23 protein-coding genes are annotated in these 24,363 nt (G+C 63.8%); 5 read left to right on the forward strand and 18 right to left on the reverse strand.

The features are described 5' to 3' along the window. Positions 1-179 precede the first annotated feature (179 nt). Entirely contained in the window at positions 180-1,172 is a 993-nt protein-coding gene (locus AACH10_RS17900; protein WP_341411847.1) for a site-specific integrase, read from the forward strand. Between the two features lie 151 nt (positions 1,173-1,323). Beyond that, positions 1,324-1,755, forward strand: coding sequence for a hypothetical protein (locus tag AACH10_RS17905; protein WP_341411848.1), 432 nt, complete (start codon positions 1,324-1,326; stop codon positions 1,753-1,755). 293 nt (positions 1,756-2,048) lie between these two features. Here the strand turns inward: AACH10_RS17905 and AACH10_RS17910 are convergent, their stop codons facing one another. The 11 genes from AACH10_RS17910 to AACH10_RS17960 form a co-directional block, all read right to left on the reverse strand. Next, positions 2,049-2,921 carry a hypothetical protein gene (locus AACH10_RS17910; protein WP_341411849.1) on the reverse strand — a complete coding sequence of 291 codons (873 nt, stop codon included), beginning with the start codon at positions 2,919-2,921 and terminating at the stop codon, positions 2,049-2,051. Positions 2,922-2,988: 67 nt separating this feature from the next. Further along, on the reverse strand, positions 2,989-5,358 hold the full coding sequence (locus tag AACH10_RS17915; protein ID WP_341411850.1) for an AAA family ATPase: 2,370 nt from the start codon (positions 5,356-5,358) through the stop codon (positions 2,989-2,991). A gap of 40 nt (positions 5,359-5,398) precedes the next feature. Continuing rightward, positions 5,399-6,094 (reverse strand): hypothetical protein, encoded by a 696-nt coding sequence (locus tag AACH10_RS17920; protein WP_341411851.1) that lies wholly within the window; start codon positions 6,092-6,094, stop codon positions 5,399-5,401. A 13-nt stretch (positions 6,095-6,107) separates the two neighbouring features. Further along, positions 6,108-6,884 (reverse strand): SMODS domain-containing nucleotidyltransferase, encoded by a 777-nt coding sequence (locus AACH10_RS17925; protein ID WP_341411853.1) that lies wholly within the window; start codon positions 6,882-6,884, stop codon positions 6,108-6,110. A 3-nt stretch (positions 6,885-6,887) separates the two neighbouring features. Next, entirely contained in the window at positions 6,888-7,418 is a 531-nt protein-coding gene (locus AACH10_RS17930) for an SLATT domain-containing protein (protein WP_341411854.1), read from the reverse strand. 34 nt (positions 7,419-7,452) lie between these two features. Continuing rightward, a complete protein-coding gene (locus tag AACH10_RS17935; RefSeq protein WP_341411855.1) occupies positions 7,453-7,821 on the reverse strand; it encodes a M48 metallopeptidase family protein in 369 nt (122 codons plus the stop codon). 1 nt (position 7,822) lies between these two features. Next, positions 7,823-10,765 (reverse strand): type I restriction endonuclease subunit R, encoded by a 2,943-nt coding sequence (locus AACH10_RS17940; protein WP_341411856.1) that lies wholly within the window; start codon positions 10,763-10,765, stop codon positions 7,823-7,825. Between the two features lie 115 nt (positions 10,766-10,880). Then, positions 10,881-11,639 carry a DUF3800 domain-containing protein gene (locus AACH10_RS17945; RefSeq protein WP_341411857.1) on the reverse strand — a complete coding sequence of 253 codons (759 nt, stop codon included), beginning with the start codon at positions 11,637-11,639 and terminating at the stop codon, positions 10,881-10,883. Continuing rightward, on the reverse strand, positions 11,636-12,880 hold the full coding sequence (locus AACH10_RS17950) for a restriction endonuclease subunit S (RefSeq protein ID WP_341411858.1): 1,245 nt from the start codon (positions 12,878-12,880) through the stop codon (positions 11,636-11,638). The genes AACH10_RS17945 and AACH10_RS17950 overlap by 4 nt, the downstream gene beginning before the upstream one ends. Beyond that, complete coding sequence (locus tag AACH10_RS17955; RefSeq protein ID WP_341411859.1) at positions 12,877-14,793, reverse strand: N-6 DNA methylase; 1,917 nt, start codon at positions 14,791-14,793, stop codon at positions 12,877-12,879. The genes AACH10_RS17950 and AACH10_RS17955 overlap by 4 nt, the downstream gene beginning before the upstream one ends. A 43-nt stretch (positions 14,794-14,836) precedes the next feature. After that, positions 14,837-15,067, reverse strand: coding sequence for a helix-turn-helix domain-containing protein (locus AACH10_RS17960; RefSeq protein ID WP_423228624.1), 231 nt, complete (start codon positions 15,065-15,067; stop codon positions 14,837-14,839). Between the two features lie 92 nt (positions 15,068-15,159). Between AACH10_RS17960 and AACH10_RS17965 the strand changes: the two genes are divergently transcribed. Together AACH10_RS17965 and AACH10_RS17970 are read left to right on the forward strand one after the other, a co-directional pair. Beyond that, positions 15,160-15,924: a hypothetical protein gene (locus AACH10_RS17965; protein WP_341411861.1), complete on the forward strand. Its 765-nt coding sequence runs from the start codon at positions 15,160-15,162 to the stop codon at positions 15,922-15,924. Positions 15,925-15,926: 2 nt separating this feature from the next. Beyond that, a complete protein-coding gene (locus tag AACH10_RS17970; protein WP_341411862.1) occupies positions 15,927-16,148 on the forward strand; it encodes a hypothetical protein in 222 nt (73 codons plus the stop codon). Positions 16,149-16,158: 10 nt separating this feature from the next. On the opposite strand, the gene AACH10_RS17975 is transcribed toward AACH10_RS17970, so the two are convergent. Beyond that, positions 16,159-16,440: a hypothetical protein gene (locus AACH10_RS17975; protein ID WP_341411863.1), complete on the reverse strand. Its 282-nt coding sequence runs from the start codon at positions 16,438-16,440 to the stop codon at positions 16,159-16,161. A 672-nt stretch (positions 16,441-17,112) separates the two neighbouring features. On the opposite strand from AACH10_RS17975, the gene AACH10_RS17980 reads away from it, so the two are divergent. After that, the gene (locus AACH10_RS17980) at positions 17,113-18,336 is read left to right on the forward strand and encodes a hypothetical protein (RefSeq protein ID WP_341411864.1); all 1,224 of its coding nucleotides are present in this window, start codon (positions 17,113-17,115) and stop codon (positions 18,334-18,336) included. Between the two features lie 891 nt (positions 18,337-19,227). On the opposite strand, the gene AACH10_RS17985 is transcribed toward AACH10_RS17980, so the two are convergent. The 6 genes from AACH10_RS17985 to AACH10_RS18010 form a co-directional block, all read right to left on the reverse strand. Further along, the gene (locus AACH10_RS17985; protein WP_341411865.1) at positions 19,228-19,833 is read right to left on the reverse strand and encodes a helix-turn-helix domain-containing protein; all 606 of its coding nucleotides are present in this window, start codon (positions 19,831-19,833) and stop codon (positions 19,228-19,230) included. A gap of 1 nt (position 19,834) precedes the next feature. Continuing rightward, a complete protein-coding gene (locus AACH10_RS17990) occupies positions 19,835-20,179 on the reverse strand; it encodes a hypothetical protein (RefSeq protein WP_341411866.1) in 345 nt (114 codons plus the stop codon). Positions 20,180-20,937: 758 nt separating this feature from the next. Continuing rightward, positions 20,938-21,432 (reverse strand): hypothetical protein, encoded by a 495-nt coding sequence (locus tag AACH10_RS17995; protein WP_341411867.1) that lies wholly within the window; start codon positions 21,430-21,432, stop codon positions 20,938-20,940. A 210-nt stretch (positions 21,433-21,642) separates the two neighbouring features. Continuing rightward, positions 21,643-22,413 carry an ABC transporter permease gene (locus tag AACH10_RS18000; RefSeq protein WP_341411868.1) on the reverse strand — a complete coding sequence of 257 codons (771 nt, stop codon included), beginning with the start codon at positions 22,411-22,413 and terminating at the stop codon, positions 21,643-21,645. Then, entirely contained in the window at positions 22,410-23,255 is an 846-nt protein-coding gene (locus AACH10_RS18005) for an ABC transporter ATP-binding protein (RefSeq protein WP_341411869.1), read from the reverse strand. Before AACH10_RS18005 ends, AACH10_RS18000 begins: the two co-directional genes overlap by 4 nt. Further along, entirely contained in the window at positions 23,255-24,310 is a 1,056-nt protein-coding gene (locus AACH10_RS18010; RefSeq protein ID WP_341411870.1) for an ABC transporter substrate-binding protein, read from the reverse strand. The genes AACH10_RS18005 and AACH10_RS18010 overlap by 1 nt, the downstream gene beginning before the upstream one ends. Positions 24,311-24,363 lie beyond the last annotated feature (53 nt).

Below are 24,363 nucleotides of genomic sequence, written 5' to 3' on the forward strand. Positions count from 1 at the left end.
TGCAGGCCAGGAACAGCTTGAGCGGCCACGCAAATTTATACGCGGCCATTTCTCCGACACTTTTCCGCCACTGCCCGTTTTGGCAACCAAGGAAGTGACAGGAGCAAGTTGGCATGGCCAGCTACTACAAGCGCGGCGAGTACCAGTGGGAAGCGCGCATCCGCCGCAAGGGCTATCCGATGCAGGCCCGCACCTTCGACACCAAGGCCGAGGCCCATGCCTGGGCGGTACAGGTCGAGGCGGAGATGCAGCGCGGCAGCTACATCGTCCGCAACGAGGCCGACCGCACCACGATGAAGGAGCTGATCGAGCGCTTCATCCGCGAGGTCACGCCCTCGCATCGGGGCCAGGTGAAGGAAGCTGCCCGCCTTCGCAACACTGCCAAGCACAAGCTGTGGCAGACCTATGTCGCCAATCTGAAGGCGACTGACTTCGCCGCGTGGCGCGATGAGCGCCTGAAGCAGGTGGCGCCGGCCACCGTGCTGCGCGAAATGGGCGACCTCGCGCTGATCCTCAACCACGCCATGAAGGAGTGGGGGATCGTCCTACCGGTCAACCCGCTCAACCATGTCAAGCGGCCGAAGGTGTCGAACGCCCGCAGCCGCCGGCTGGCGGCCGGATCGGAAGCGGGGGAGGGCACTGCGCCCACGCCGTCGGAGGAGGCGCGATTGCTGGCCGCCTGCACGCACGTCGATGGCGACCTGTCGAGCTGCCGCGTGAAGTGGCTGCGGCCGATGGTGGAACTGGCCATCGAGACCGCGATGCGACGCGGTGAGCTGCTGCGCCTGGAATGGCAGCACATCGACCTGGACAAGGCCGTGGCCTACCTGCCGGAGACCAAGAACGGCGATCCCCGGTACGTGCCGCTGACACCCAAGGCGGTGGCCATCCTGCGGGCCTGGCCCAAGGGCAGCGGGGCGCTGGTCTTTGGCACCACCGAGAATGCCTTCAAGCTGGCCTGGCAGCGTGCCGTGAAGCGCGCCAAGCTGCCTGACCTGCACTTCCATGACCTGCGGCACGAGGCGGCGTCACGGCTGGCGGAAAAGCTCTCCAACGTGCTGGAGCTGTCCAGCGTCACCGGTCACAAGGACCTGCGCATGTTGAAGCGCTACTACCACCCGAGGGCCGAGGACCTGGCGAAGAAGCTGGCTGCATCGGTTTTGGCCGGCTGAGGAGGTAAGCCCGCCCGGCCTCGGCGTGTCACCTTCACCACGGTCTGAAAGTTATACAACGGCCTCCGCAATAGGATATCTCCGTGGCCAATCAGAGCGCTCAAGACCCTCACGGGGCCGGCCACGCCCCGAACAATTTTCAGAGGACTGAATGAACTCGTTTTACAACGACTCTGCTGATCCTGAGCGCGTCAACTTCCAAGCGGCGCTGCGTCAGTTCGTCGAACGCCTGCCGGCCGACCATGTGCATATGCTTTGCATGAACGGATCGATCTGGGCACGACCGCTGTTCATGGAGGCGCACGAGCAGGCTGTGCCGACGTTTATCGCAGGTGGCCCAGCAGCCGACATGGCAATACGCCAATGGGCCGCGTCCGAGGGGCTCGTCCTCTTGTGCGACTTCAACGGCTTGGCGGACGCCTTCGTTGATGACGACCGGGAGCCGCATCGATGTGCCGTTCGCTTCACCGCTGAGGCGGGTCGAGCTGAACTGCTCGGTTGCGTGGATCGGGACTTTGCCGGCGACTTCGATGGATTCCTGGCAAGGCTGCCAGAGCCACTCCAAGAGCTGCTGCGCGGCTAGGTGAAGGTTACGCTGCGGAGATCGGGCTCGCTGTCAAGCCTCTGGCGGATCGATATCCAGTAGCCGGGCAAACAATCGGGCCTCCTGGTGCGTGTGACCGAAGTAGCGGCGCTGGTTGCCACAACCCCAGCAACTGCAGGGCTTGGCCGTGGTCACCGCCATGCCGAGCGATCGTGCATCTGCGCTGAGGTCCCGGCCGAAGCGATGACGGCGGGCGCCTTGCAGTCGTTCGCGGTGGTGGCGCCTGAGCGCTCTGCTCGCAGTCTTCATCACGGTACCTCTGGGGGGCGGGTTCAGCCGGCCTTGCCGAAACTGGCCCTGGCTCGTTTGGCCAACTCGATCATGGCTTCACGGCCCTGATCCTTCAGGTTGGCGTCAATCCGCACCCGATATTGCCGGAACTGTGCGTCATAGGCCAGCTTCACCAGGCCGGCCTCGTCAAGTTCCGCGTCCACCTCCTCGGACCGTTCCAGGCGGAAGGACACGATGACGTGGGCCTTCTTCGGGACGAAGGAGACGAAGTTGAAGGCCGCCCCATCGATCACCAAGCCGACGTAGTGCTTGTTGTACTTCAAGGCCGCGCCCGGCTCCACGGCCTTGACCACCTTGTTCAGCAGGTCGTCGGTCAAGGCGAGCGTCGCCTTCGATGCCTTGGCCTCCCAGTACGGCCGGTCTCGTGCCTCAGCAACGGGCTCGTCCTCATCCACCAGGCCCAGGTTCACCTCGTCGAGCACCTTCACGAACGTCAGCGCCACCTCGTCGCCCACTTGGTAGGCGGTCATCTTCAGCGCGATCAGCGGGATGTGGCCGTTGAACAAGTGGATGACGTTGAGAAAGCGCGAGGTGATCTCCTCGGCCACGATCACCGCCGTGTGCTCGTACTGCGGGTATCGCCGCCGTTCGACATCCCAGTACTCGATGGTTCGGATCAGGTGGCTCTCGTCTGTGGCGCCGAGCTGGATTTCGACCTCGTATCGCTTGAGGGTTTCGGTGTCGTACAGCAGCAGGTCGAGGCGCCCTGCACCCGGTTGCCGCCGTTCGATGTCCTTCACTTCCACGTCGCCGAGACCGAGCAGCGTCGGGTCGGCTGCGATCTGTTCCTGCACCCACTTCTCATTGAGCTTGGGGTGCCGCTTGAGGCTGATGGATTCGAGCTTCTTGATCATGCTGGGTTCATCTCCCTGTTGTTCTTCATACTCGCCACGCTCGCGTCCGCCGAGGTTGTCGACAGCATCATGCCAACCGGTATCGACCGATGCCGATCTTCTTCAAGAGCTTCTGCGCGCAAAGGCTGCCAACCGTTCTGCCCGTGAGGCCCTCGATGGAGTCGTCCAACTCCTCGACGACCAGCACGTCACGCAGCCATTGTTCCATCTGGGTTTTTTGAGCAACTGGCGCTTCGTTGCGCATCCGAAACTCGACGATGGTGGTGGCGAGGAAAAGGGCCGGCACCTCGTCGATTCCACGCACACTTTCATTTGATCGGGGGAACTCGAAATTGGTGACGAGCACTGCCACGTTGACCAACGACTGCCACGGCAGTCCAGAGTGCACTTTGCCGAACGTAGCCGCGTGCCGAACCATCTCGGACACACGGGCTTCGCTTAATGGCGGGGCCAGGCAAGTGAGGCACTTCCCCAGCCCATCATGCGGTGTGATGTTGTCGCATTCAGCACAATGCTGGAGGCGGCAGTCGGTCGGCTCGTTGCGAACGGAGTCGAGTCCTGAGATAGCGAGGCCCGTCGAAAGCGAAAGCCACCAGCCCCAGAGTTGAACACTGCGATTTGCCCACTTGGGACCGCCTTCGTATATCCAGCGCCTCCACCGACTTGCGTAGACGAATCCTTCGCCCAGGACGCTGTGCTCTCCGACCGTGCCAGCGTATTTTTGCACCTTGTTGGCGATGAATCGAGGGGATAAGGCGCTGGCATCCTGATTGAGTACCTTGGTACGGTCAATCTCCTGCAATGCGCTGCGCAGGAAGTCAGACTTCGCATCGCTTAGCCCAACGAGCAATTCGACAGGCACGACGATATGGGCTCGCGTGGTAGCGCGCCCAAGTGCGCAAGCCAAAGTAGTGTCGTCTATCTCGAAGCCGGCAACGACAATGACGACTGGCTTTTCCATGCCGCGATACGCAGATATCGTTGATCGCGGCACGTCGATACCTTCAGTCACCCAGGAAAACTGACTTAGGATGATGATGTCCTCAGTTCGGACACCTGCCGAGGACAGTTCTGCCATCAAACTGCGGATCGTCCTTGGTACATCCCAGCTGATGCTCCTCGACAAATCCTCTTTCAATATTGGGCGAGGGCAGGTCACTTCATGCCGAGGCATAAGCATTTCCTTCATCTGCTGCGTGATTCCGCCAGGATTCCGATAGACCGTCGCAAGATAAAAGAATTGCCCGCTGTAGGTATCCTCCAAGAACCGATATGAACTGCCCTTTTCGATACCGGGGAGCACCTGAAGTTCATCGGCAAACACGAAGATGCGCGCGCTGGAAAAGTGCTTGCTCAGTGCTAAATGATCTGCTTCATTGAGAGCCTGAGCCTCATCGACGATCAGCACTGCGTACCGGCGATCCACCTTTCCAACTAGAGCCAGGTGATGCGTGTCATAGTTTGGCTCACCGTGGTCGCCATCCAGATTCCGCGCCCCGAGCGACTCGCAGTAAGAATGAAAGGTCTGAACCGTGACCGCTCGGCCGAGATGCCTCAATTGAGTCGCCACTCGCTGGGTGATTTGTCGATTCTTAAGAAGAAATATTACATCGACTCCTCGGGCTGCCAGCTGCTCAGCAAGGCAACGGGCAATTAGGGTCTTGCCGCTCCCCGAAAACCCTGCGATCAGCCTGCGGTTGGCATCGAGGCACATCGAGACCTGATGCGCCTGCTTGTCATCAAGTCGAAGCCATAGATCCCCGTCCGCAGCAATCTTGCGTCCAAGATTTCCAATTTGGACCTCCTGTGGCCAAACGGTCGTCAGGAATCGGTCAATTTCGCAACTGAATTCATGCTGGTTTTCGTAGTTGAGTGCCGCCTTCCAGTGTGTCATCAGTTGAATGATGCGCGCAGGAATATCCCGACGATGCTTATGCAGAATCAGGATGCCGTCTGGAAGTGAACTGCCAATCGGCAAGTATGCGCCAGCAATCTGCGAGCTATCCAGATCGAAGTCTGGAAAATTAACTGCGTAACCGATAGGGCACTTCATTTGCCACGATTGCAGCATCTCGCCTAGAACGAAAGTATTGTCCTTGACCTGATTTAGGGGATCGATTTCGTATCCGTCACGCTCGTGGACGAACCGGAAGCCCGAGGGTTTGTAGAGCCCCGATTTCGTCTCGATGCATAGCATGCCGAATTCCGCATGCATGATCACGAAGTCCACCTCCCCAGAAAGATGTTTGCGCGATGCAGAGACCTTCAGGTATTCATTCAGAGCCTGCGAATAAATCCGTTTTGTTCTGCCGCGCAACCATGGCAGTGAGTGGATGACGACGAATTGATCATTGAGCGCAGCAAGCTCCTGAAATAGCGTGAATTCTCCTTCGCTGCGGAATTCTGCTTGATCGAGTGCCGGAAAGAATCTGGCCATAGACGGTCCACTCGGTGCCGCGTTTCAGTAATCGTGCCGGTCAGCGCTGCGCCAACTCGATCTTGAGCGTGACATCCCGGTAGACGTAGCTCTTCTCGGTGCGGGCAGCCCACTTCGAGAAGCTGATCGTGGCGGTCCAGGGCGCAGCATCGCGGCGGCACTCGAAGCGCCCCAGCCATTTCCATCGAACCGCGTTCTCAAGGGCGTCTGCGACCAACGCATCGGGCGCTTGCTGCAGCGCTGCGATGAAGGCTTTGGCGACATCGGCCGCGACGCTCTGCTCGCCGGCCTTCACGAAGTCGCGCATACCGGCTTCCGTGGGTGGGGCGCTGGCTGCGGCGCCAGCCAGCGAGTTTCCGGACGCCAGGGGCTGCCCCCGTTCGCTGCGTGCCGGTGGCAAACCCAGATAGGCCCACTCGCCACCTTGGCGGCTGCACAGCTCGGAGAGTTCCTTCGCCTTGAGGCCGAGTCCCTCCATCTGGCCCCGGTGGATGAATGCCGGCGACATGTAGGTGGACACGCGCATCGGCACGGTGGAATTCACGGCATCGCGACCAAGCTGGAAGCCATCGATCTTCCAAGCTTGCTGGACAAACGAGGCGAGAGACTCCGGCTTCGCAGCGTTGCTGTCGTTGGCGAAGGCAGTTCCGTGCGAGCCGATCAGCACGGCCACCACGGCTGCCATGCCGACCGCCAATGCGCGCGGCGACCGCGCGATGTTGTTCAAATGGTTCATGACTGGTGAGGCTTCAGAGGCGGAAGAGTTTCTTGATCTCGGCTTCGGCCTTGAGCGGCATGCCCTCGGCCTCGTATTGCTTGGTGTTCTGGACGATGACCTTGGCGCGGTTGATCTCGTTGTTGACCCGCTGGGTGTACGAGAAATCGGTGCTCAGGGCATCGATCACCGCGAAGAAGTAATCCCGCTGGTTTGTCGGGAACCAGAAGGTCAGGCCACAGACCCACTTCTCCATCTCGAAGGAGGGGAAGACGTAGCCGCTGGCCGCGCTCCAGAACTTGAACAGGCGGATCGTCGGCTTGATCAGCGAGCGGTGCTCCTTGTTCCTGGCTTCCAGCGTCGCGTTGAAGTCGTTCGGATTGGTGGTTTGCCAGCCGCCCGCGCCGTCGGGGATCTGGAGCTGGCCGAGCCAGTTCGTTGTGGCAGGCACAAGGTCGAACTTGATGTGGTTCAGCTCCAATACGATGGTCGGCTGCGACTGGTAAATCTCGGAGGTGCCGTAGCGCCGTTCGACGAAGGACCGCAGGCGGTTCAGATATGTCTGTGGCGTGGCGCTGGCGTCGTTGAACACGATCATGTAGTCGATGTCGGACTGCTCATCCATCGACCGTGGCAGGATGGTGCCGCGCGTGGACGATCCGAACCGGAAGTGCTGCTTGATGGCGCCGGCTTCGAAGTGCAGGCCGAGTCGGCTCTGCAGCGTGCTCACCGAAGTGTTGATGGACTGTTGCTCGGTGCTGGACAGCACCGCGCGGCTGGCCAGGTCGGTCAGAAAGCTCAGGACGGACATCGCTTACTCCCCCTGATCGACTTTGTGCCTAGCCTCGCCTTCCTCGATGCCTTTGCGTGCAGTGACGAATGCGTGTCGGGGAATGCTGGGACTCGTCTTGTTCAGCTCATTCCTGGTGGCCGACAAGGCCCGGAGCTTGTCTGGTAGCTCAGCAAGTCGGTCGAGCTGGAGCAATTCAATCTCGCGGAAGAATCGAGCCTCATTGCGCAAGGCCAGGAACTGGCCAGCCGCTGCGCGGTGGAGGGCGGCTCGCTCGTTGGGCTTCAGGAACGTCATTAGCCCGGTCAGCAGCGATGCCAGCAGCGTGAAGACCGTCGCCAATTCGGGACTGCTTTTGATCAGCGAAGCCCCAGCGATCGCGCCGAGGGCGGTGGCCGGTACGCCAAGCCAGTAGTTGCGGCGCACCCACGTATCTTCCGCATTGAAATGGCCTTTGCTGGAGTACGTGGCGTCCTCCTCCAGTCGCTCGGCCTCGCGGCTCAGAGCCGCGATGGTCGCCGCTTCGGTGTCGTTGCCGTCCTTGGTTTCCGTCATTTCATCTTCCCTGATGTGTTGTTGATCTGTCGTCTCAGCGTCCCGTCTTCGCGGGTGGGCTGTCGGCCTCGGATTCCAGGCGGCGCCAGGTCGGCACATAGGCGCTCATCAGCGCCTTGAAGACCCGACCGTGGTTCGCATACCGCATGTGCAGCAGCTCATGCACGATCACGTAGTCCTGGAACTCGTCGGAGCGGTCCAAAAGGTCATGCGCCAGCGTGACGGTGCCTTGCGAGGTGCAGGACCCCCACTTGTGCCGCATGTCCTGGACGCGGATGACACGCGGATTGACACGCAGCTTCACGGCCCAGGCCAGGGCACGCTGCCGCAGGTCCTGGACGGGGTAGCCCGAGCCCTTGCGACGGCGCTGGGCCGGTTGTTGTCGATGGTGTGCCGTCGCCATGTCAGCCGTCCGAGTCCTTCAGCAGCACGGCGATCATGGCGTCTACCACGCGCGCACGCGCCGTAGCCGACAGCTTGAGCAGCGGGTGGTACAGCGCTGCTCTCAGCCGTCGCTTCTCGTCGGAGTTCACCGCCGCATTGGGGAACTTGCCCAGTTGGGTCTCAGCCTCGCGCGCCAGCGCCATGGGATCGATGCTGGCTTCCTTCAGGTCGGCATCCGCCCGCAGCGTCCAGTAGACGTTGAAGGCCCGGCCGGACAGCCCGCTGTCCGCTGCGGCCTGCATCGCGGCCTCCTTCTCGGCGGCCAGCGCGGCGAGCTGGTCCATGGCGGCCAGGCCCGTGGTGCGCCGCTCCTCCATGTCCTTCAGGATGCGCTCGGCGCGGTCCTTCAGCGGCTGCAGCACGGGGGCTGCATTGGCGTCGTCGTCGATCTCCTTCTGCAGGCCACGCACCAGGTTGAACACCTTGCCCTCGTCGGTGCCCGTGTCGCCGCGAAGTGACTGCAGGGTCTTGGTGTCGAAGGTGATGCTCTTGGTCAGCCGACCCAGGCCCTGCTGGGTGGCGTTTTCCTCGATCAGCCGGCGGGTCTTGTAGGCCAGGTCTGCGACAAAGCCCACCTTGTCGGCGTAGGCGTTGCGCACTGCGGCGTACAGCACCGAGAGCTGCTTGTAGGTGGCGATGTGGTCACGAAGCTCGGGCGACGGGGACAGGATTTCCCACAACGCCTCGATCTCCTTGTAGCGCTCGAAGAAGGTTTTGCGCACGTCGGTGGCGAGGAAGCGGCCATAGACCACCTTCTCCAGCTTCTCGTCGGCGCCACCGTCCCCCACGTCGCCCAGGTAGTCTGCTTTGACCAGCACGATCTTCTGCTGGAAGTCGGCCATCAGCACGTCCAGGTCCTCGATGACGCCGCTCACGTCGTCGGAGTCGAACTTCAGGGCCTTCTTCAGCTCGCGCAGCACGCCCACGAAGTCCACCACCAGGCCGACCTTTTTGCTGACCCCCTGGGCATCCACATAGGGCCGGTTGACCCGCGCAATGCTCTGCAGCAGCACATGGTCGCGCATGGGCTTGTCCAGGTACAGGCAGTACAGCGGCGGAGCGTCGTAGCCCGTGAGCAGCTTGTCGGTGACGATCAGGATCTTTGGATCGCGGTCCGCCTTCTTGAACAGCAGGCGCACGTCCTCCTCGCGCTCGGCGCTGATCTGCAGCTCGGCCACCAGCGGCCGGTCCACGATGTCGGCCGCGTTGTCGGTGTAGACCGGCACGGTCCACTCGGGCGGCAGCAGCTTGTCCAAGGCGCGCTTGTACCTGGCGCAGGCCTCGCGGTTCACCGCGACGACGAAGGCCTTGTAGCCCAGCGGCATCACGTTTTCCTGGAAGTGCTGCGCCACGAAGGCCGCGACGTTCTCGATGCGCTCGTCGGCGCACAGGAAGGTGCGCAGCCCGACCGAGCGGTCCAGCACCTTGTTGAGTTCGTCGATGTCAGTGATGCCCTCGGCCTCGGCCAGCTCGAAGAACTCCTTGTCCAGCCGTTCCGCAGGAACGGTCATCTCGGACGGCGCCATCACATGCTTGATCGGCAGCGTGGTCTCGTCCTCGATGGACTCCTTGATCGAATACTTGTCGAGGTAGCCCAGGTCATCCTGCGCACCAAAAATCTTGAAGGTGCCTTCGCCCTGGGCGTTGTTGGCGATGGGGGTGCCGGTGAAGCCCAGGATGGTGGCGTTGGGCACCGCCGCCATCAGGTAGGTGCCCAGGTCCTTGGCCACCGAGCGGTGCGCCTCGTCGATGAACACATACACGTTGGGGCGGGTACAGCTCGCCTTGGCGATGCCCTCGAACTTGTGGATCATCGAGACGATCAGGCCCCGGAAGTCGGCATCCAGCAGCGACTGCAGCTCGGCCTTGGAGTTGGCCCGCTTGGTGGCGATGTCCTGCTTCTGCATCTCGCCCAGCAGCCGCTCCACCCAACCCTTGAGCTGGCCCTCCAGCTCGGTGCGGTCCACCACCAGGATGACGGTGGCGTTCTGGAACCGGGCCTTGTCCTCCAGGATGCGCTTGGCCGCCGTCAGCAGCGTGAAGGTCTTGCCGGAGCCCTGCGTGTGCCAGATCAGGCCGCGCGTCTTGGCGGGGTCGGCGCAGCGGTCCAGCACGGCCTGGATGGCGCGCTGCTGGTGTTGCCGCAGTACCGATTTGCGCGTCTCGCCGTCCTGCACGTAGAACAGAATCCAGTGCTGCAGCGTGCGCAGGAAGTCGGTCGGCTCGAAGAACGACTGCACCGCGAAGCGGTAGGTGTCTTCTGGCACCTGCTTCCACCGCGCCATGTCGCGGCGGGTGACGTTCCAGGTCACGCCGTACCAGTAGTCCAGCAGGTGCGTCACGTTGAACAGTTGGGTGCTGGCCAGCAGCTCGGGCGTCTCCAGCTCGTAGCGGCGCAGTTGCTTGATGCCGCGCTCGATGGCGTCGCCGTCCTTCGGGTTCTTGTGCTCGACGATGCACACCGGCACGCCGTTGACGACGAACATCACATCGGCCCGGTTGCCCTTGCGCGCAGGCGGCTTGATGCGCCATTCCCAGGTGACATGGAAATCGTTGGCGCCCGGCGTGCCGAAGTCGATCAGCGTGACGCGCCGGTGGCGCTTCTCGGCTTCGTCATACCAGCCATGCTCGCCACGAAGCCAGGCCATGAGCTGGCGGTTGCCCTCGATGGTGGGCGGCAGCGCCTCCAGCGCATCGATCACGCCGCGCACGCCCTCGTCACTGAGCCACGGATTGAACTCGGACAGCTTGCGGGCCAGCGTTCCGCGCAAGAAGCTGCCAGCCTCCCCGCCGCGTCGGGTCAGCGCCTCCTGCGGCGTCAGCGGCGTCCAGCCGATCTCGACCGCGTGGTCCACCATCGGAAACTGGACGCTGCCGGCTTCGCTGATCTTGAGTTCGCTCATGGGGCAGGGGCTTTCGTGCGGCGGTGTGCGTGCACACCGTCTGGTGTAAACTCCGCTTTGGATCGGGAATGCCCGATCGGCGGACGTTTGCTGGTGAAACCGGCGGCGTCCGTTTTCATTTGGGGAACACCTTCAGCCCGTTCACCCGGCCGGATTGGTAGATGTGGGGCGCCACGACCTCATAGGCTCGATTCGCCTCGCCGGGCCGTAGCACCTGGCGCGCAATCGGGTGGGCGCACAGATCGGCGAGCTGGATGCCGGCGATGTTGTCGTTCTTCCGCCGGAAGCTGATGGGGCACACCAGTTTGCGGAAGCGCTCCGCCCCGTTGTAGTAAGTGCCCTGGCTCAGCAGGTTGTAGAAGCTGGCGCGCAGTGCGTCGTCTTCCTGCTTGCCGCGCGCCTCGGCGATCACCGGCAGGTGCGCCTCGCCCTGCGCCTCCATGAAGTGCAGCACCCGCTCGAAGCTGTATTCCAGTGCCACGTCGTAGGGGTTGCGGGCCTCGTGGCCGTAACGCGCGACGAACCCGTTCTTGTTGATGGCCGTGGCGAACACCGTGACCGGCATGCCGGCGATCAACTCGGTCAGCTCAGTCATGAACCGCTCGCGGACGGCCGCGTTCTGCAGGATGGTGAACGGCCCTTCTGCCTTGCGGATGTCCCGGCTGTGCAGGTTGATGCCCTCATGGGCAAAGTAGCGCAGCTTGAAGGCGCCGATGGCCGGGATCACGTGCTCTGCGTAGGCCTGCCGATCCACGATGACCGTGCACAGCAGGAACAGCGGCAACTGCGGGTTGATCTTCACCAGCGAGTGATCGCCGCACTCGTCGAAGAAGGCCAGGAAGCGTGAACCGCTGAGGCATGCGTCGAAACTCATGCCGCCACCTCGACCTCGCGGTCCAGTGCACTGAGATCCAGATCGTTGACATCGATCTCGCCGGTCATCAGCTTGTGCAGGAGGGCCTTGAACAGCTCTTGCAGCACGGCCCGCTTCTGCTGATGCAGAGCGATCTTGGCGTCGATGGCGTCGAGGATTTCCGCGATTTCGTTCTGCTCGTCCAACGGCGGCAAGGGAACGGGCAAGCTGCGCAGGAACGCACAGGTCAACGCACCTTTGGTGCTTCCGCCACCTGCGCCGACTTGCCGCAGATAGTCGTATTGCGTTTCCAGGTAGCCACGCAGGAAGGCAGGATTCGCGCGGGTCGTGTCGGTCTGCACATATGCCACGTGCTGACTAACGGTGGCCTCCGTGCGGAGAACGGCGCAATGTCCCAGCGTTTTGCCTTGGCCAGTGATAGCCATCAGCAGCGCGCCAGGCTGAACCTTGGGAAGGTGGCATTCCCGAAGCGCAGTGTCCGTAACGAACTCGTCACCACGAATGATGTCACGGTCGTACACCTTGGCGCTCGTCAGCCAGGGATAGTGCCCGCCGTTCCAATACGCGCCAACTGTTCTCTTCGGCGTAGAGCCATTTCCCACTCGGCCCAGACTACCGAGGGGCAGTACTTGCCAGTGAGAAGGGATCTGTCCGATCTCGCTTTCCCTCAAGGCGGCCTTGACAAGGCCCTGCCTGAAAAGCGCACTCATAGCGTGCGACTTGATGTCAAGTGCTGTCGTCGATTGAATTTCGACGCACTCAATCAGCCGCTGAACTCGTGTCAGGACACTGCCGATCCGCTGCTGCTGATCAATGCTATGGCCCGGCAGATCGAAATCAGAAATATGGTGCCAGGATGTCCTTGGGTGATGAGCGCCGGTAACGCCAGACATTGCATGTTCTGTGAAGTCAGGCGCGTGCACCACTGCCGCGAGGTACGTCGATGGAACGCCAGGGCGTGGCCGCAGTACGAGAAGCTCAGTGGTACAAACGCCGGTGCTCGCCGCAATCACTGCCTTATCCAAATAGGGGCGCAGCTTCCCGTACAGCACATCGCCTTCGGCGAACTCGAACTTTGAGCTTTGTGCATCCTGCGCGAGCCCTTGCCGTGAAGTCCAAAAGCGACCGGAGGGTACGTGCTCAAGCCCAACATAGGCGGCGTTGGGTGTGGCCGCAGGATCCACCTGGATAGAAATGAGTTCGCAAAGATCCCGGAGGCGGCGAGTAGGGGCCGGGCTCATCGGGCAAGCTCCTTGAGCTGCTTGAGCACTGCATCGACGCTCGCAGACAGTTCGCTCTCGCGCAGAGAAAGTGCCTCATACTGAGCCAGCAAATCGGCCAGGCTTTGCCCGCCTTCACCTCCGATGGTTTCAACCCACCGGCTCGGGCTCAAGTTGTAGTCCGCCTCCGCCGCCTGAGCCTGCGTGATGACAGTCAATTCACCTTCAACAACTTCGCCCTTCAGGTACATCGCAGCCAGCGGCCGGATCGCGTCTTCGGGCAGGTAGTTTTTGGGCTTGCCCTTCTTGAAGCGCTTGCTGGCGTTCAGCAGCACGATGCGGCCCTGGCGCGCGGCGGGCTTGCGCTTGTTGAGCAGCACGATGATGCCGGCCGCCGTGGTGTTGTAGAACAGGTTGTCGGGCAACAGAATCACGCCGTCGATCAGGTCTTGCTCGACGAACCACTTGCGGATGTTGCGCTCCTTGTCTTCGTTCTTGGAGCCGCTGCCGCGCGTCACCGCGCCGGTGTCCAGCACCACGGCCGCGCGACCGTGGTCGTTCAGGCAGGCCAGCGTGTGCTGCAGCCAGGCCCAGTCGCCCTTGCCGCTGGTGATGCCGCCGGCTGTGCGGAAGCGGTCATAGGGGTCGTTGGCGAAGGTGGTGTCCGCGTCGAACGGCTGGTTCCACATCGGGTTGGCGATCACGATGTCGAAGGCCTGGATGCGGCCGTCCGGCGTGCGGAACTTGGGGTTCAGCATGCTGTTGCCCCGCGCCAGCTCGATGTCCATGTCGTGGATCTTGGCGTTCATGTGGGCCACGGCGTAGCTGGCGCCCTCCAGCTCCTGCCCATAGAGCTTGAGCGGCACCTTGGCCATCGGGTCCAGCTCGCGCGAGACGAGCTGCAGCTTGATCAGCAGGCCGCCAGAGCCGCAGGCGAAGTCGTGGCACGTTTCGCCAGGACGGGGGCGCAGCAGGTGCGCCATCAGGAAGCCGGCCTCGGTCGGGGTGAAGAACTCGCCGGCGCTCTGGCCTGAGCCTTCGGCGAACTTGCGCAGCAGGTACTCGTAGGCCCGGCCCAGGAAGTCGGGCTGCACATCGGCCAGGCCCAGGCGGTAGCGCGGGTCTGAGAAAGTCTCGATCACCTCGCGCAGCTTGGCGGGGTTGATGTCGCGCTCGCCGTTGCGCTCGGCGGCGAAGTCCACCACGTCGATCACACCGGACAAGCTGGGGTTGTGCTTGACGACGCCGCGCAGAGCGCGGGTAAGGTGCTCGCCGGCGTCCTTGGGTGCGGTGCTGCGGCCCTTGTCGTCCAGCGGCCAGTCGAAGGCTTCGCGCCCACTGATCACGCCCCAGCGGGCCTCGGGTGGCAGGTAGAAGCGCAGCAGCGAGTGGTCGGCCTCGGCGATCTCCAGCGCGGTGGCTTTGTCGCCATAGTCCTCGGCCAGGCGGTTCACCTCATCGTCGAATACGTCGGACAGGCGCTTCAGGAAGACCAGCGGCAGCAGGTAGTCCTTGAACTTGGCTGCGTCCTTCTCGCCCCGGATCGAGCACGCGGCATCCCACAGCATCTGTTCCATGGGCTTGGTGGTCAGCGCCTGGTCGCCGGACTTCGGCGATCGCGCCCGGCGGCGGCTTACTTCCACGGCGGCAGCCTGGGAATTCAGTTCTTCCGGGGCGATGCCGGCCTCCACGGCCAGCGCCTGGATCGCGGCGGCAGCAGCCTTCTGCGGCTTGGAGAGCCCGCCCTCCCACCGGTTGACGGTGGCGAAGGACACGCCCAACCGCTCGCCCAGTTGCTCCTGGGTCAGGTTGAGGGTGGCGCGCAGCGTGCGCAGGGTGGCAGGCAGATCGTTCTCGGATGTCATGTTTGTTATGTTTGCGATATTTCGGCAGTTTGTCAATCCGTTGCCGAAAAACGGGAGCCGGAATGACAACAGCCCCGCGAGGGCGGGGCTGTTGCAGACTGTTCGGGGAGGGTCACGGCGTCGGTGGCGGATGAAGCAGGCGCCAGGGCTCAGTGTCGAGTGCCAGAGCCAGCCGCTCGATGTTGGACAGCGAGATATTCCAGCGCGAGCGCTCGACGGCTGACACGTAGGTGCGGTCCAGGTCGCACTCCATGGCCAGGTCTTCCTGCGACCACTCCTTCTGCACCCGAAGCAAGCGAACGTTGTAGGCCAGCACACCCCGCAGGTCACCCTGTGAGGGCAAGGCAGTGGGTGGTTTGGGCTTCGCTGACATGCCGTCAGCGTCGCGATCTGCTAGATTTGCATCTACGGAGTTTGCTTCACGTCTTGATGCGCATGACCACCTCGCCCCCGAATCTCAGCCTCGCTGCGGCCCCGCTCGTGCTGGCCCTCGGCGCCATGGCGTGGTCGCTACCTGCGCTCGCATTCGACCTGCCGTCGCCGTGGTGCGTTGGCAACGGGGGCGGCACTTTCCTCTGCTCGAACAAGGAAGAGCGCGCCGAACTGATCGCGAAGAACGCCACCCTCGACTACCTGGACTTCGTCAAGCTCGCCTTCGCTGCCGACACCATCCAGTTTGTGCCGGCCAGGCCCGGAGCGGCCCCGGCCATGACCCTGCACCGCAGCGGTGGCGGCATCCTGGACCTCACATCACCCAGCAGCGACAGCGTGCGCAGCAGGATGGCCATGGCCGCGACCGATTGGTTCAGGGCCTTCTGCCTGGCCAATGCAGGCAAGGCGGTCCGCTACCCGCTGAACGACCCGGTGGTGAACGTCGAGCGGCTGGCGTGCCATCCGAAAGCCGAGGCAGCAGGCGCGTCGCCGATGTTCGGCATCCAGGTGTCGCGTGGCGTCGTCTACCGCGCCAAGGACCAGGTGCCCGTTGTTGCGATGGAGCATCTGACCGGCACCGAAGCGATCTTGACGGCGTGGGGCTACCCCAAGGTGTTCAACGTTGGCGACAGCGCGGCACAGGGCCTGATCGTCGAGATCAAGCCGCCGCTGGCCAAGGTGCAGCGGACATCGGGCGATCAGGTCTCCGAACTGTGGGTGCCGGTCAAGGCGCTGAGGCCCGCCGCCAGGCAGGGTGAAGGGGGTTGATCATGCTGCATGAGGTCTTCAAGGACATCTTTGCTGACCTGCTGGGCCGGGGCCGCCGAGGAACTGCGCAATGGACTACCGCGCGTCACGTGCCCTCCGTGTTCCCGCAGCATGGCGATTGCTCATCGCCGGTGATTTCCCACCACGGCGACGATCCCTTGGCGGGCATCTACAGCCACGACCTGGACGGCGTGGCATCCGACGTGTACGGCAACCCGGTCTGACTCTGGCTGGTCAGCCGGCCGAGCCCGTCTTGTCATTGATCCCAAGCCGGATAGCTGCCGCTGCGCGGCGCAAGGCAAGCCTCATCTCTTCCGCATCCCCATCGCTGGCCACGGCGTCCAGATAGTCGGCCAGGCCTGCAAGGTCGGTCGAGAACTCGGCGATCACGCAGGTCTCGTGCGAGATCGACGGTGCGATGTTGTGGCCGGGCATTGCTTCCATCGGGTCTCCTTGTACTGCGGCCATGCTGGTGCCGGGCTCAACATTGTTCATTGGCCATTCGACCATTGCCATGCATCCAGTGCCAATGTCGATTGCACATTGTTCATTGGCACATTGCCAGTTGCACATGTGCAAAGGGCGGGCGAACTCAAGTCGGGCCAAACATGCCAGGAGACGCCAGACATGCGCCCGCGAAAGCGGGTGCGAGCCCGTGCAGGGCGAGCATCCGTGCCCCCCAGGGCACGGACGCGGGGGAGCCGCCCGGCGTAGCGGTCGCGCTTGCCGCGACCGCAGCGCGCCCCAGCGCGCGTTAGCCGGGTGGGGGCGAAGCCCGCCGCCCCGCCTCCGGACAGGTTGGATTGGGCCGGCGGGCAACCGCCTTCGTGGTCGCCCCGTCTCAGGGGCGAGTCCTGCGGCAGCGGGACCAAGCAGGGGGCCGATCGGGTACCGAGCGGGGCCATGCGCAGCCGGCGAAGGCGGTTGCCCGCCGGCGCAAGCCGGCGTCCTGTACCTGTTGGTGAGGGGAGGGGCGGCCAACAGGTTGGCCGGATCGGTCGCGGGCGTCCAGCCCGCGCCACGCCTTGCTCCGCGTCCAGCGGAGACCGCCGCAGGCGGGGCGTGGGAAGCCGATTCGGAGGCGTGTTGATGGGGCCGTTGGGGGCGGCCAACAGCGAGAAGACCACGAAATTTATACTTTGGCCCGTGGAGTAAATAGATGGCCCTCAACCTTCGAGGACGCCATCCATGACCACGCAAACACCACCACTTCCCGGGTCTACCAGGCCCGCCCTGCGCAGCCAAGCCAACGAGCTTGGCGAACAGCGCGACCTCCGCATCCTCAACCTGATCAATCGGTTCAGGCTGCTGCGATCGCCCGAGGTCGCCGTCCTGCTCAGGGCCAGGACCACGGCCGACTTTAACCAGGTCTCCCGCAGTTGCCGGCGCTTGCTGGCCGACAAGCAACTCGGTTCGGTACGGTTGCCCGGTGGGCTTGGGGATGCCTTCTTCCTCAAAGTCAAAGGCAAAGCCCGTCTGATGGCCGCCGGCGTGACGGCCGATGGGCTTCGGGCGTACCGCAGCCTGGAACTGACAGCCGGTCGTCCTCAATTCCACGATGTATTTTCCATTCATTGTCTGGCCTGGTCGATCCAATGGAGTCGGAGCCTTCTGCCGTCAGGCATCGATGGTCCGTTGGTCCGCTACGAGACCGAGCCCGAGCTGCGAGGCAAGGCCGCGCACGGTGAGCATGTCGCCGACTTTCGTCTCCGATGGCGGCTTCAGAACACGGCCGCGACGGACCTGGTGTCCCTCGTCGGCGAGGTGGAGTGGGCAGAGAAGGACGGCCGATACGCCCGCATCCAGGCCGAGTCCCTGGCCCGTGCCGCCAAGCTCGGCCACCAGGCGCTGGTTTTCGTGCCTCGCACACCGGGCGTTGGGTACGAGGCGCTCGTCGATCGACAGCTCAGATACCTGAACGACTTTCTCGACCTGGTGCCATGGCGCGATCACGCAGAGCCCAATCTCTGGCTGGTCTATGGCGACATGAAAACGCCGCAGTCGATGCGCCCCACCTTCCAGGCTGTGCCCTTCGCGAAGGCGCTCGCCGCCTTGCAGTCCTCTGGTGCGCCCGTCACCGCACGACGGCGCCGTGACGCGATGACGGCGCGTTTCAGGGTCACAGAGCCTGGCAACGAAGGTGAGATTCGTGTCGAGCGGATCGGCGCCGTCTACCCGGTCTGCTGCGAGTGCGGTCCGATGCCCGATGCGCCCGACGAGCTGCTGTACGTGAACCTGCTGAACCGCGTCGGCGACGTGGTGCTGTTTGGCGAGACCATGCCCCTGGTCCGGGGCATGCACGATGCACTGGCACTGGCTCGCCGATGGCTGCTTGATGATGCGACGATTGCCGAGCATCTGGAGCGTGCCGGATTTGACCCAGCGACAGGCCTCCCGAGCGACTTCGCATGATGGACGCACAACGCGCCTTGGGGTAGCCCATGCCGGTGCCGTAATTGGCAATGTTCAACAACCCCCGTCGTGCCGCAACGGCCTCGTTCCAGGTGCACGGGGCGGTTACCTTGTGACGGGGCCGTCGTCTGGATACGGGGAACGCTTATCGGCCGCTGCCTCTGCGTGGCGTGTGCTGTGCTCGATGGCGCTGCGGAGTTTCGCGCCCACCGCGTCAGCAAAGTGGTCGATCGATGCTGCGATCCCGGACTCAATGCTGTCGATCCGATTCAGGCTCGACCTCATTGCCGGCAACAGGGTTCTGTCGGTCAGTTCTTTCCTCATGTCCTCACCAATTGCGCGTTCCGCGCGCCATGCTCGTTTCCAGCGCGACCATGCTTCCTGAAACGAGCATGGTCTGCCAGGGGCATCCTGCAGCCGGCGAGCGGCACGGGTCAAGGCTGGCCGCAGGCCACCGCGAAGCGGTTGCCTTGACGCGGGGCGATCGACGAGCACGCTCGCGGCGTCGGAGGCGGGATGCAGGCGTAGCCTGTGGCCGGCCTCCTGCCGCCTGAGGGCGACTCGCTCCCTTCCCCGGGCAGGGGAAGGGCGGGGGGATGGGGTGAACTGCGATGTCCCAGCCGTGAAAAGTGCGCCCAGCTTGTAAGAGGCTTCCTTCGATCAGCGCCGGGATCTGATGCCGCATTCGAGCAGCCGCTGACTGCCGGGCAACTCCGCCGCGCGCTGGGTTCTCAATCTCCGTTTTAAAAATTCTTGTCTCTTATGGCGGACACCCATGTCATGTTCCTGCCACCTTGACCGGTCACCGGTGTCTGGTTGTGGACATGTCCCACGACACCCATGTCTGGTCAAACGCGAGATGCACGACACGGGTGTCGTGTGGACAACTTTTTACCGGACACGGATGTCCGGTTGTGGATAACGCGCCGTCGCGGCACCAATGTTGGTCACGTTCACCGTGCCGACGTTGACCTGAGGCCCGTTGACGACGTTGACCGTGATCTGGAGCGGCTGGAAGCGCAGCCGTTGTTCGCCCTCTACGCACCCTGTCTCGCACAGTCCCCGCAACACTTGCTGAAGGCCGGCAACCTGCTGAGGGTGATAAACCCAGCGCACGCTGGCGACGGCCGTACCAGTCGAGTCTTTGAGGCTGAAGCGTTCAATCAGCCGATATTGCAGGGTCTTGCGTCCGGGGATGTTGTCCACCACCAGATAGTCGTGGTCGCGCAGCCTGTTGATCGCCCTCGAGATCGAGCGGACGCTGACGCCGATCAGGTCTGCGATGGTTTGCTGAGCGACGATGGACACCCCGGTGTTCAGGTTCACGTGTACCCGGATCACCTCGAGGGTGGTGAAGGCCAGAGGGCCAATCTCCCGAATGCCTTTGGTTCGCACGTGCTCCTTGAAGAGGTGCGACCACATGCTGTCGGCCGTCAGAGGCGGCCGCATCTCGCTCATGAGCTGGGTGACGACGAGCAGGTCGGCTTCTGTTCGCATGTCACCGTACCTCCGTGCCGAGTCCGAGCCGGCGGGCGATCTGCTCTGCCTTGGTTGGCCGCCCGCGCCTACGGGGCGGTGTCGGTTTGCTCACTGATGTCGTCGAGGCGCCGGCATCGATGTAGTCCGCAAGATCAACCAGCCGCACGTACCAGCGGCGGCCTTGCTTGAAACACTTCAGCCGGCAACGGCCGGCGCTCAGCTCATTGAGCAGCGTCTGATGCGCGCGGGCGCATTCCCGGGCGGCATCGACCAGATCGACGACGGCTGGATATCGGGTGGAGAGGAGCGAGAGGGTGCGAGATTCCAGGCCTGTAGCGGCCGATGAAGTCTTCAGGTTGGGCATGACGAAGATGGACGAACGCAACACCGCCGGCGGGTCCGGGGACCCGGCATGCGTCGGTACGACGAGCGGTGGGCGGGGTGTCGGGCCCGGTGCTCGAAGCGTGGTGAAGCCGGCGGCTACCAGCCGGCTTCGGCGTCTTCTGCTCGCGCAGGCGTGATGCCTGGCAGCAGCGTCATACCCTCGGTGAAGCCCGAGGCGTCAGGTTGCAGGGCGCGGTATCAGGATGCCCTCCAGGTAGCTTCAGGAGGCTCCTGCACGTCCAGCAACGTCGTCAGTTTATTCGGGTAGGCCCGGTATAAGAATTCGCGCCGTGACGACGTAGCGACCGGCGTTCTCTCCGCCATTTTTCCGCCACTCCGACCGGTTGCACCGGTATAATCCGGGTTGCTTGAAGCGAGCTAAGTGCTTGATTTTCAAGGGAAAGCAGTGGCTTTCCTCCGTGCCGGAGCGCCTTGACATGGTGGGGGTCGTTGGTTCGAGTCCAATCGCGCCTACCAAATTCGGTTTCATACCGATCGGTAGCAGACCCGTGAAGCCCCGAGGTTCCAAAGACCTCGGGGCTTTTTCGTTTCGGACAGGTTGTTGATTGACAAGGTGTTTCAGGCGCGTGATGCCTGACTGTCCCGGATCCTTCGTTGCCTCGACTGCCAGCCGCTGGCGGGTGACTGCCTCAGGCCCCCTGCCATCGGTCAGTGGTCACTGCAGTGGATCAAATTGGGCGACAGGCGGCCACCTGCGGCCTCGCAGGTGACGCGCGGTCAAGTCCGCAGCTTCTTTTCAGCGGCATCCAGTGCGTCCAGGGTTTCCCACATGCGGCGATGCCGCGCGGCCCCGGCCCGGAACGCGGCCCTGTCGTCCTTGAGCGTGCTGCCCAGCACTTCACCCGCCTGAACGTCATACGTCCGGTAGTACGGCCAGCCGCGCAGGTACATGCCCACCTGGTCTGCCTTGCCCCGGCCGGTCACGAGCTCGCCCGTGAACCACGTCGCGTGAACGGGGCCGGGAGCCCCAGGGAACAGCCATCCCAGGCCAACGTCGCCATCGGCAGTCATGCCGTACCAATCCGCCAGCCACAGACGGCCGGCGCGGATTTCCCAGGTGCATCGGTAGCCGCGATACAAGCTAGACCGGTAGCTGCGGAGTTCGCCCAGGCGATGCTTGATGGTGGGGCTGTCCGCGCCGTCCAGTGGTCGGCCTATCACGCTGTAAGTGCGGCCGTGGATGCGGATCAGGTCGTCGGCTTGTTGGCACATGGTCTGTCGGAACCCCCATCACCGTCAGCGCAACCAGCGTAGCGGCGGCGTCCGCATGACGCAAGGCCAGCCCCTGCAATAGGCCAGCAATCGTCAGGTACGGGCCATGCACGTCGCGCGCGCAGGCTCGCACAGGGGTTCAACATCCAGTGACGGTGCGTTGACGCCGCACATGGCAGTCACGCAAGCGCACTGTTCGACGCTTCAGACTCACCCCGCCTGCGACCCCCGATGCGCCCAGCCGGTCATGCGCCGTTCCAGCACCGAGAAGGCCTCGTACATCAGCATGGCCATGGCGCCCACCACCACCAGGCCGGCGAAGGCCAGGCCCATCTGCATGCTGCTGCCGGCACTGACCAGCAGGTAGCCGATACCCTCGTTGCTGGCCGTCATCTCGCTGACTGTGGCGCCCACGAAGGCCAGCGTGATGGCCACCTTCAGGCTGCCGAAGAAGTAGGGCATGCTGCGCGGCAGGCCCACCTTCACCAGAACGTCCCAGCGGCGCGCGCCCAGCACGCGCAGCACGTCTTCGAGCTCGGGCTCCAGCGTGGCCAGGCCGGTGGCGATGTTCACGGTGATCGGGAAGAAGCTGATCAGGAAGGCGGTGAGGATGGCCGGGCCGATGCCGATGCCCAGCCACACCACCAAGATCGGCACGAAGGCCGCCTTGGGCAGGGCGTTGAAGCCGGTCATCAGCGGGTACACCGCGGCATAGGCCAGGCGCGAGCTGCCGATCAGAAAGCCCAGCAGCACGCCAATGACGATGGCGATGCCGAAGCCCGCCAGCGTGACCCACAACGTGCGCCAGGCGTGCTTGAGGATCTCTCCCTTGAACTCGTTGAGCTGCTGGGCAATGCGAACCGGGCTGGGGAAGATGAACTCGCTGACGTTGAAGGCCGAGCACAGCGCCTGCCACAGCAGGATCACCGCAGTCAGCAGCAGCCAAGGCGCCATGGTTTCGAGGCGTTTGCTGGAGCTCATTGCGCCACCTCCGCACCTTGCCCACCCACCGGTTTGCGCATGGCACCGATGTGGCCGCGCAGCTCGTGCACGATGTCGGTGAACTGCGGCGTGTAGGTGATCTCCAGATCACGCGGACGCGGCAGCTCGATCTCGCGCCGCACGACGAAGCGGCCGGGACTGCGGCTCATCACGTACACCGTGTCGGCCAGGAACACGCTCTCGCGAAGGTCGTGCGTGACCAGGATGACGTTGAACTTCTGCGCCGCCTGCAGGTCGCGCAGCGCGCACCACAGCTCCTCGCGCGTGAAGGCGTCCAGCGCACCGAAGGGTTCGTCCAACAGCAGCATCTTCGGCTCGTGGATCAGCGCGCGGCAGATGCTGGCGCGCTGCTGCATGCCACCCGACAGCTGCCACGGGAACTTGTCCTCGTAGCCGCCCAGGCCCACGCTGCGCAGCAGCGCACGGGCCTTGGCTTCGTACTCGGCCTTCTTGCGTTTGAACTGGCTGCGGTGCGGCTCCACGATCTCCAGCGGCAGCATCACGTTGGCCACCACGGTGCGCCAGGGCAGCAGGCTGGGCGCCTGGAAGGCCATGCCGGTGATCTTCAGCGGGCCGGTCACCGGCTGGCCGCCGATCGTCACCGTGCCGCGGCTGGGCCGCTTCAGGCCGGTGGCCAGCTTCATGAAGGTGCTTTTGCCACAGCCCGAGGGGCCGACGATGGCGATGAACTCGCCATCGCGCACCTGCAGGTCGATGGCCTCGACGGCGAACTTGCCTTGCGCCAGCAACTCGTCGTTGTAGGCCAGCCAGACGTCGCTGAAGTGCACGAACGGGCTGCTGCCCGGCACGGCGGTGTCCATCACTTCTTGGCCGGCTTGGCCACGGCGAAGATGTCGCGCTCGGCGGCGGGCGGCAGGTAGCTGCCGTTCCACACCGCGTCGGGGTTGATGCGGCCCTTGGTGGCATAGGCATCGGCCACCTGGCTGGCCATCAGCGCCAGGCGCGGCAGCTTCACATCGCCGAAGCCCTCGGCCTTGGCATCGGCGGTGGCGATCGACGACTCGATGGCCATGCGCAGGCGGCGTTCTTCCAGCTCGGCATTGGCGATGCCGTCGCGTTCCTTCACCAGGGCCACGGCGGCCTTGGGATCGGCGATCACCGCCTTGGCACCCTTGGCGAAGGCACGCAGGAAGGCTTTCACGACTTCAGGGTTCTTCTTCAGGAACTCCTCGCCCACGATGATGGCGTTGCCGTACAGCTTCACGCCGAACTGCGGGTAGGGCATCACCGCCACGTCCTCGGGCTTCACGCCGCGGGCTTCCAGGCTCAGCAGGCTGGTGAAGCTGAAGCCGGTGATGGCGTCCACGTCGCCGCGGGCCAGCATGGTCTCGCGCAGCGCCGGCTCCATGCTGATCCAGTTGACCGTGCCCACGCCGTTGGCCTTGGCGAACACCGGGAACGCGCGGCGGCCGGCGTCGAACACCGGCGCGCCCAGCTTCTTGCCGGTGAGGTCGGCCGGCGCCTTGATGCCGGTCTTCTTCAGCGACAGCACGGCCGCCGGCGTGTTGTTGTAGACCATCATCACCGCCACCGGCTTGTTGGGCGCGGTGGGGTTGTTGGCGTGGAACTCCATCAGCGCCGCCAGGTCGGCAAAGCCCATGTCGTAGGTGCCCGAGGCCACGCGGTTCACCGCATTGGCCGAGCCGTTCCCGGCATCCACCGTGACGTTGAGCTTCTCGGCCGCGAACAGGCCCTTGGCCACCGGATGCAGGAAGAAGGCCGACGGACCTTCGAAGCGCCAGTCGAGCTGGAACTTGATCGGGGCCGGCGCCTGGGCCCGGACGGGCAGGGCCGCAGCCAGCGTGACGGCCAGAGCGGCGACGAGCGCCAGGCGGCGGGAGAGGGGGCGGGCCATCGGGAGAGCTCCTGAGATCGGTGGGCGTTGAGAGCATGGGCCGGCGCAACCGG

The organism is Pseudaquabacterium inlustre, from assembly GCF_038066595.1.
GTDB classification, from domain to species: Bacteria; Pseudomonadota; Gammaproteobacteria; order Burkholderiales; family Burkholderiaceae_C; genus Pseudaquabacterium; species Pseudaquabacterium inlustre.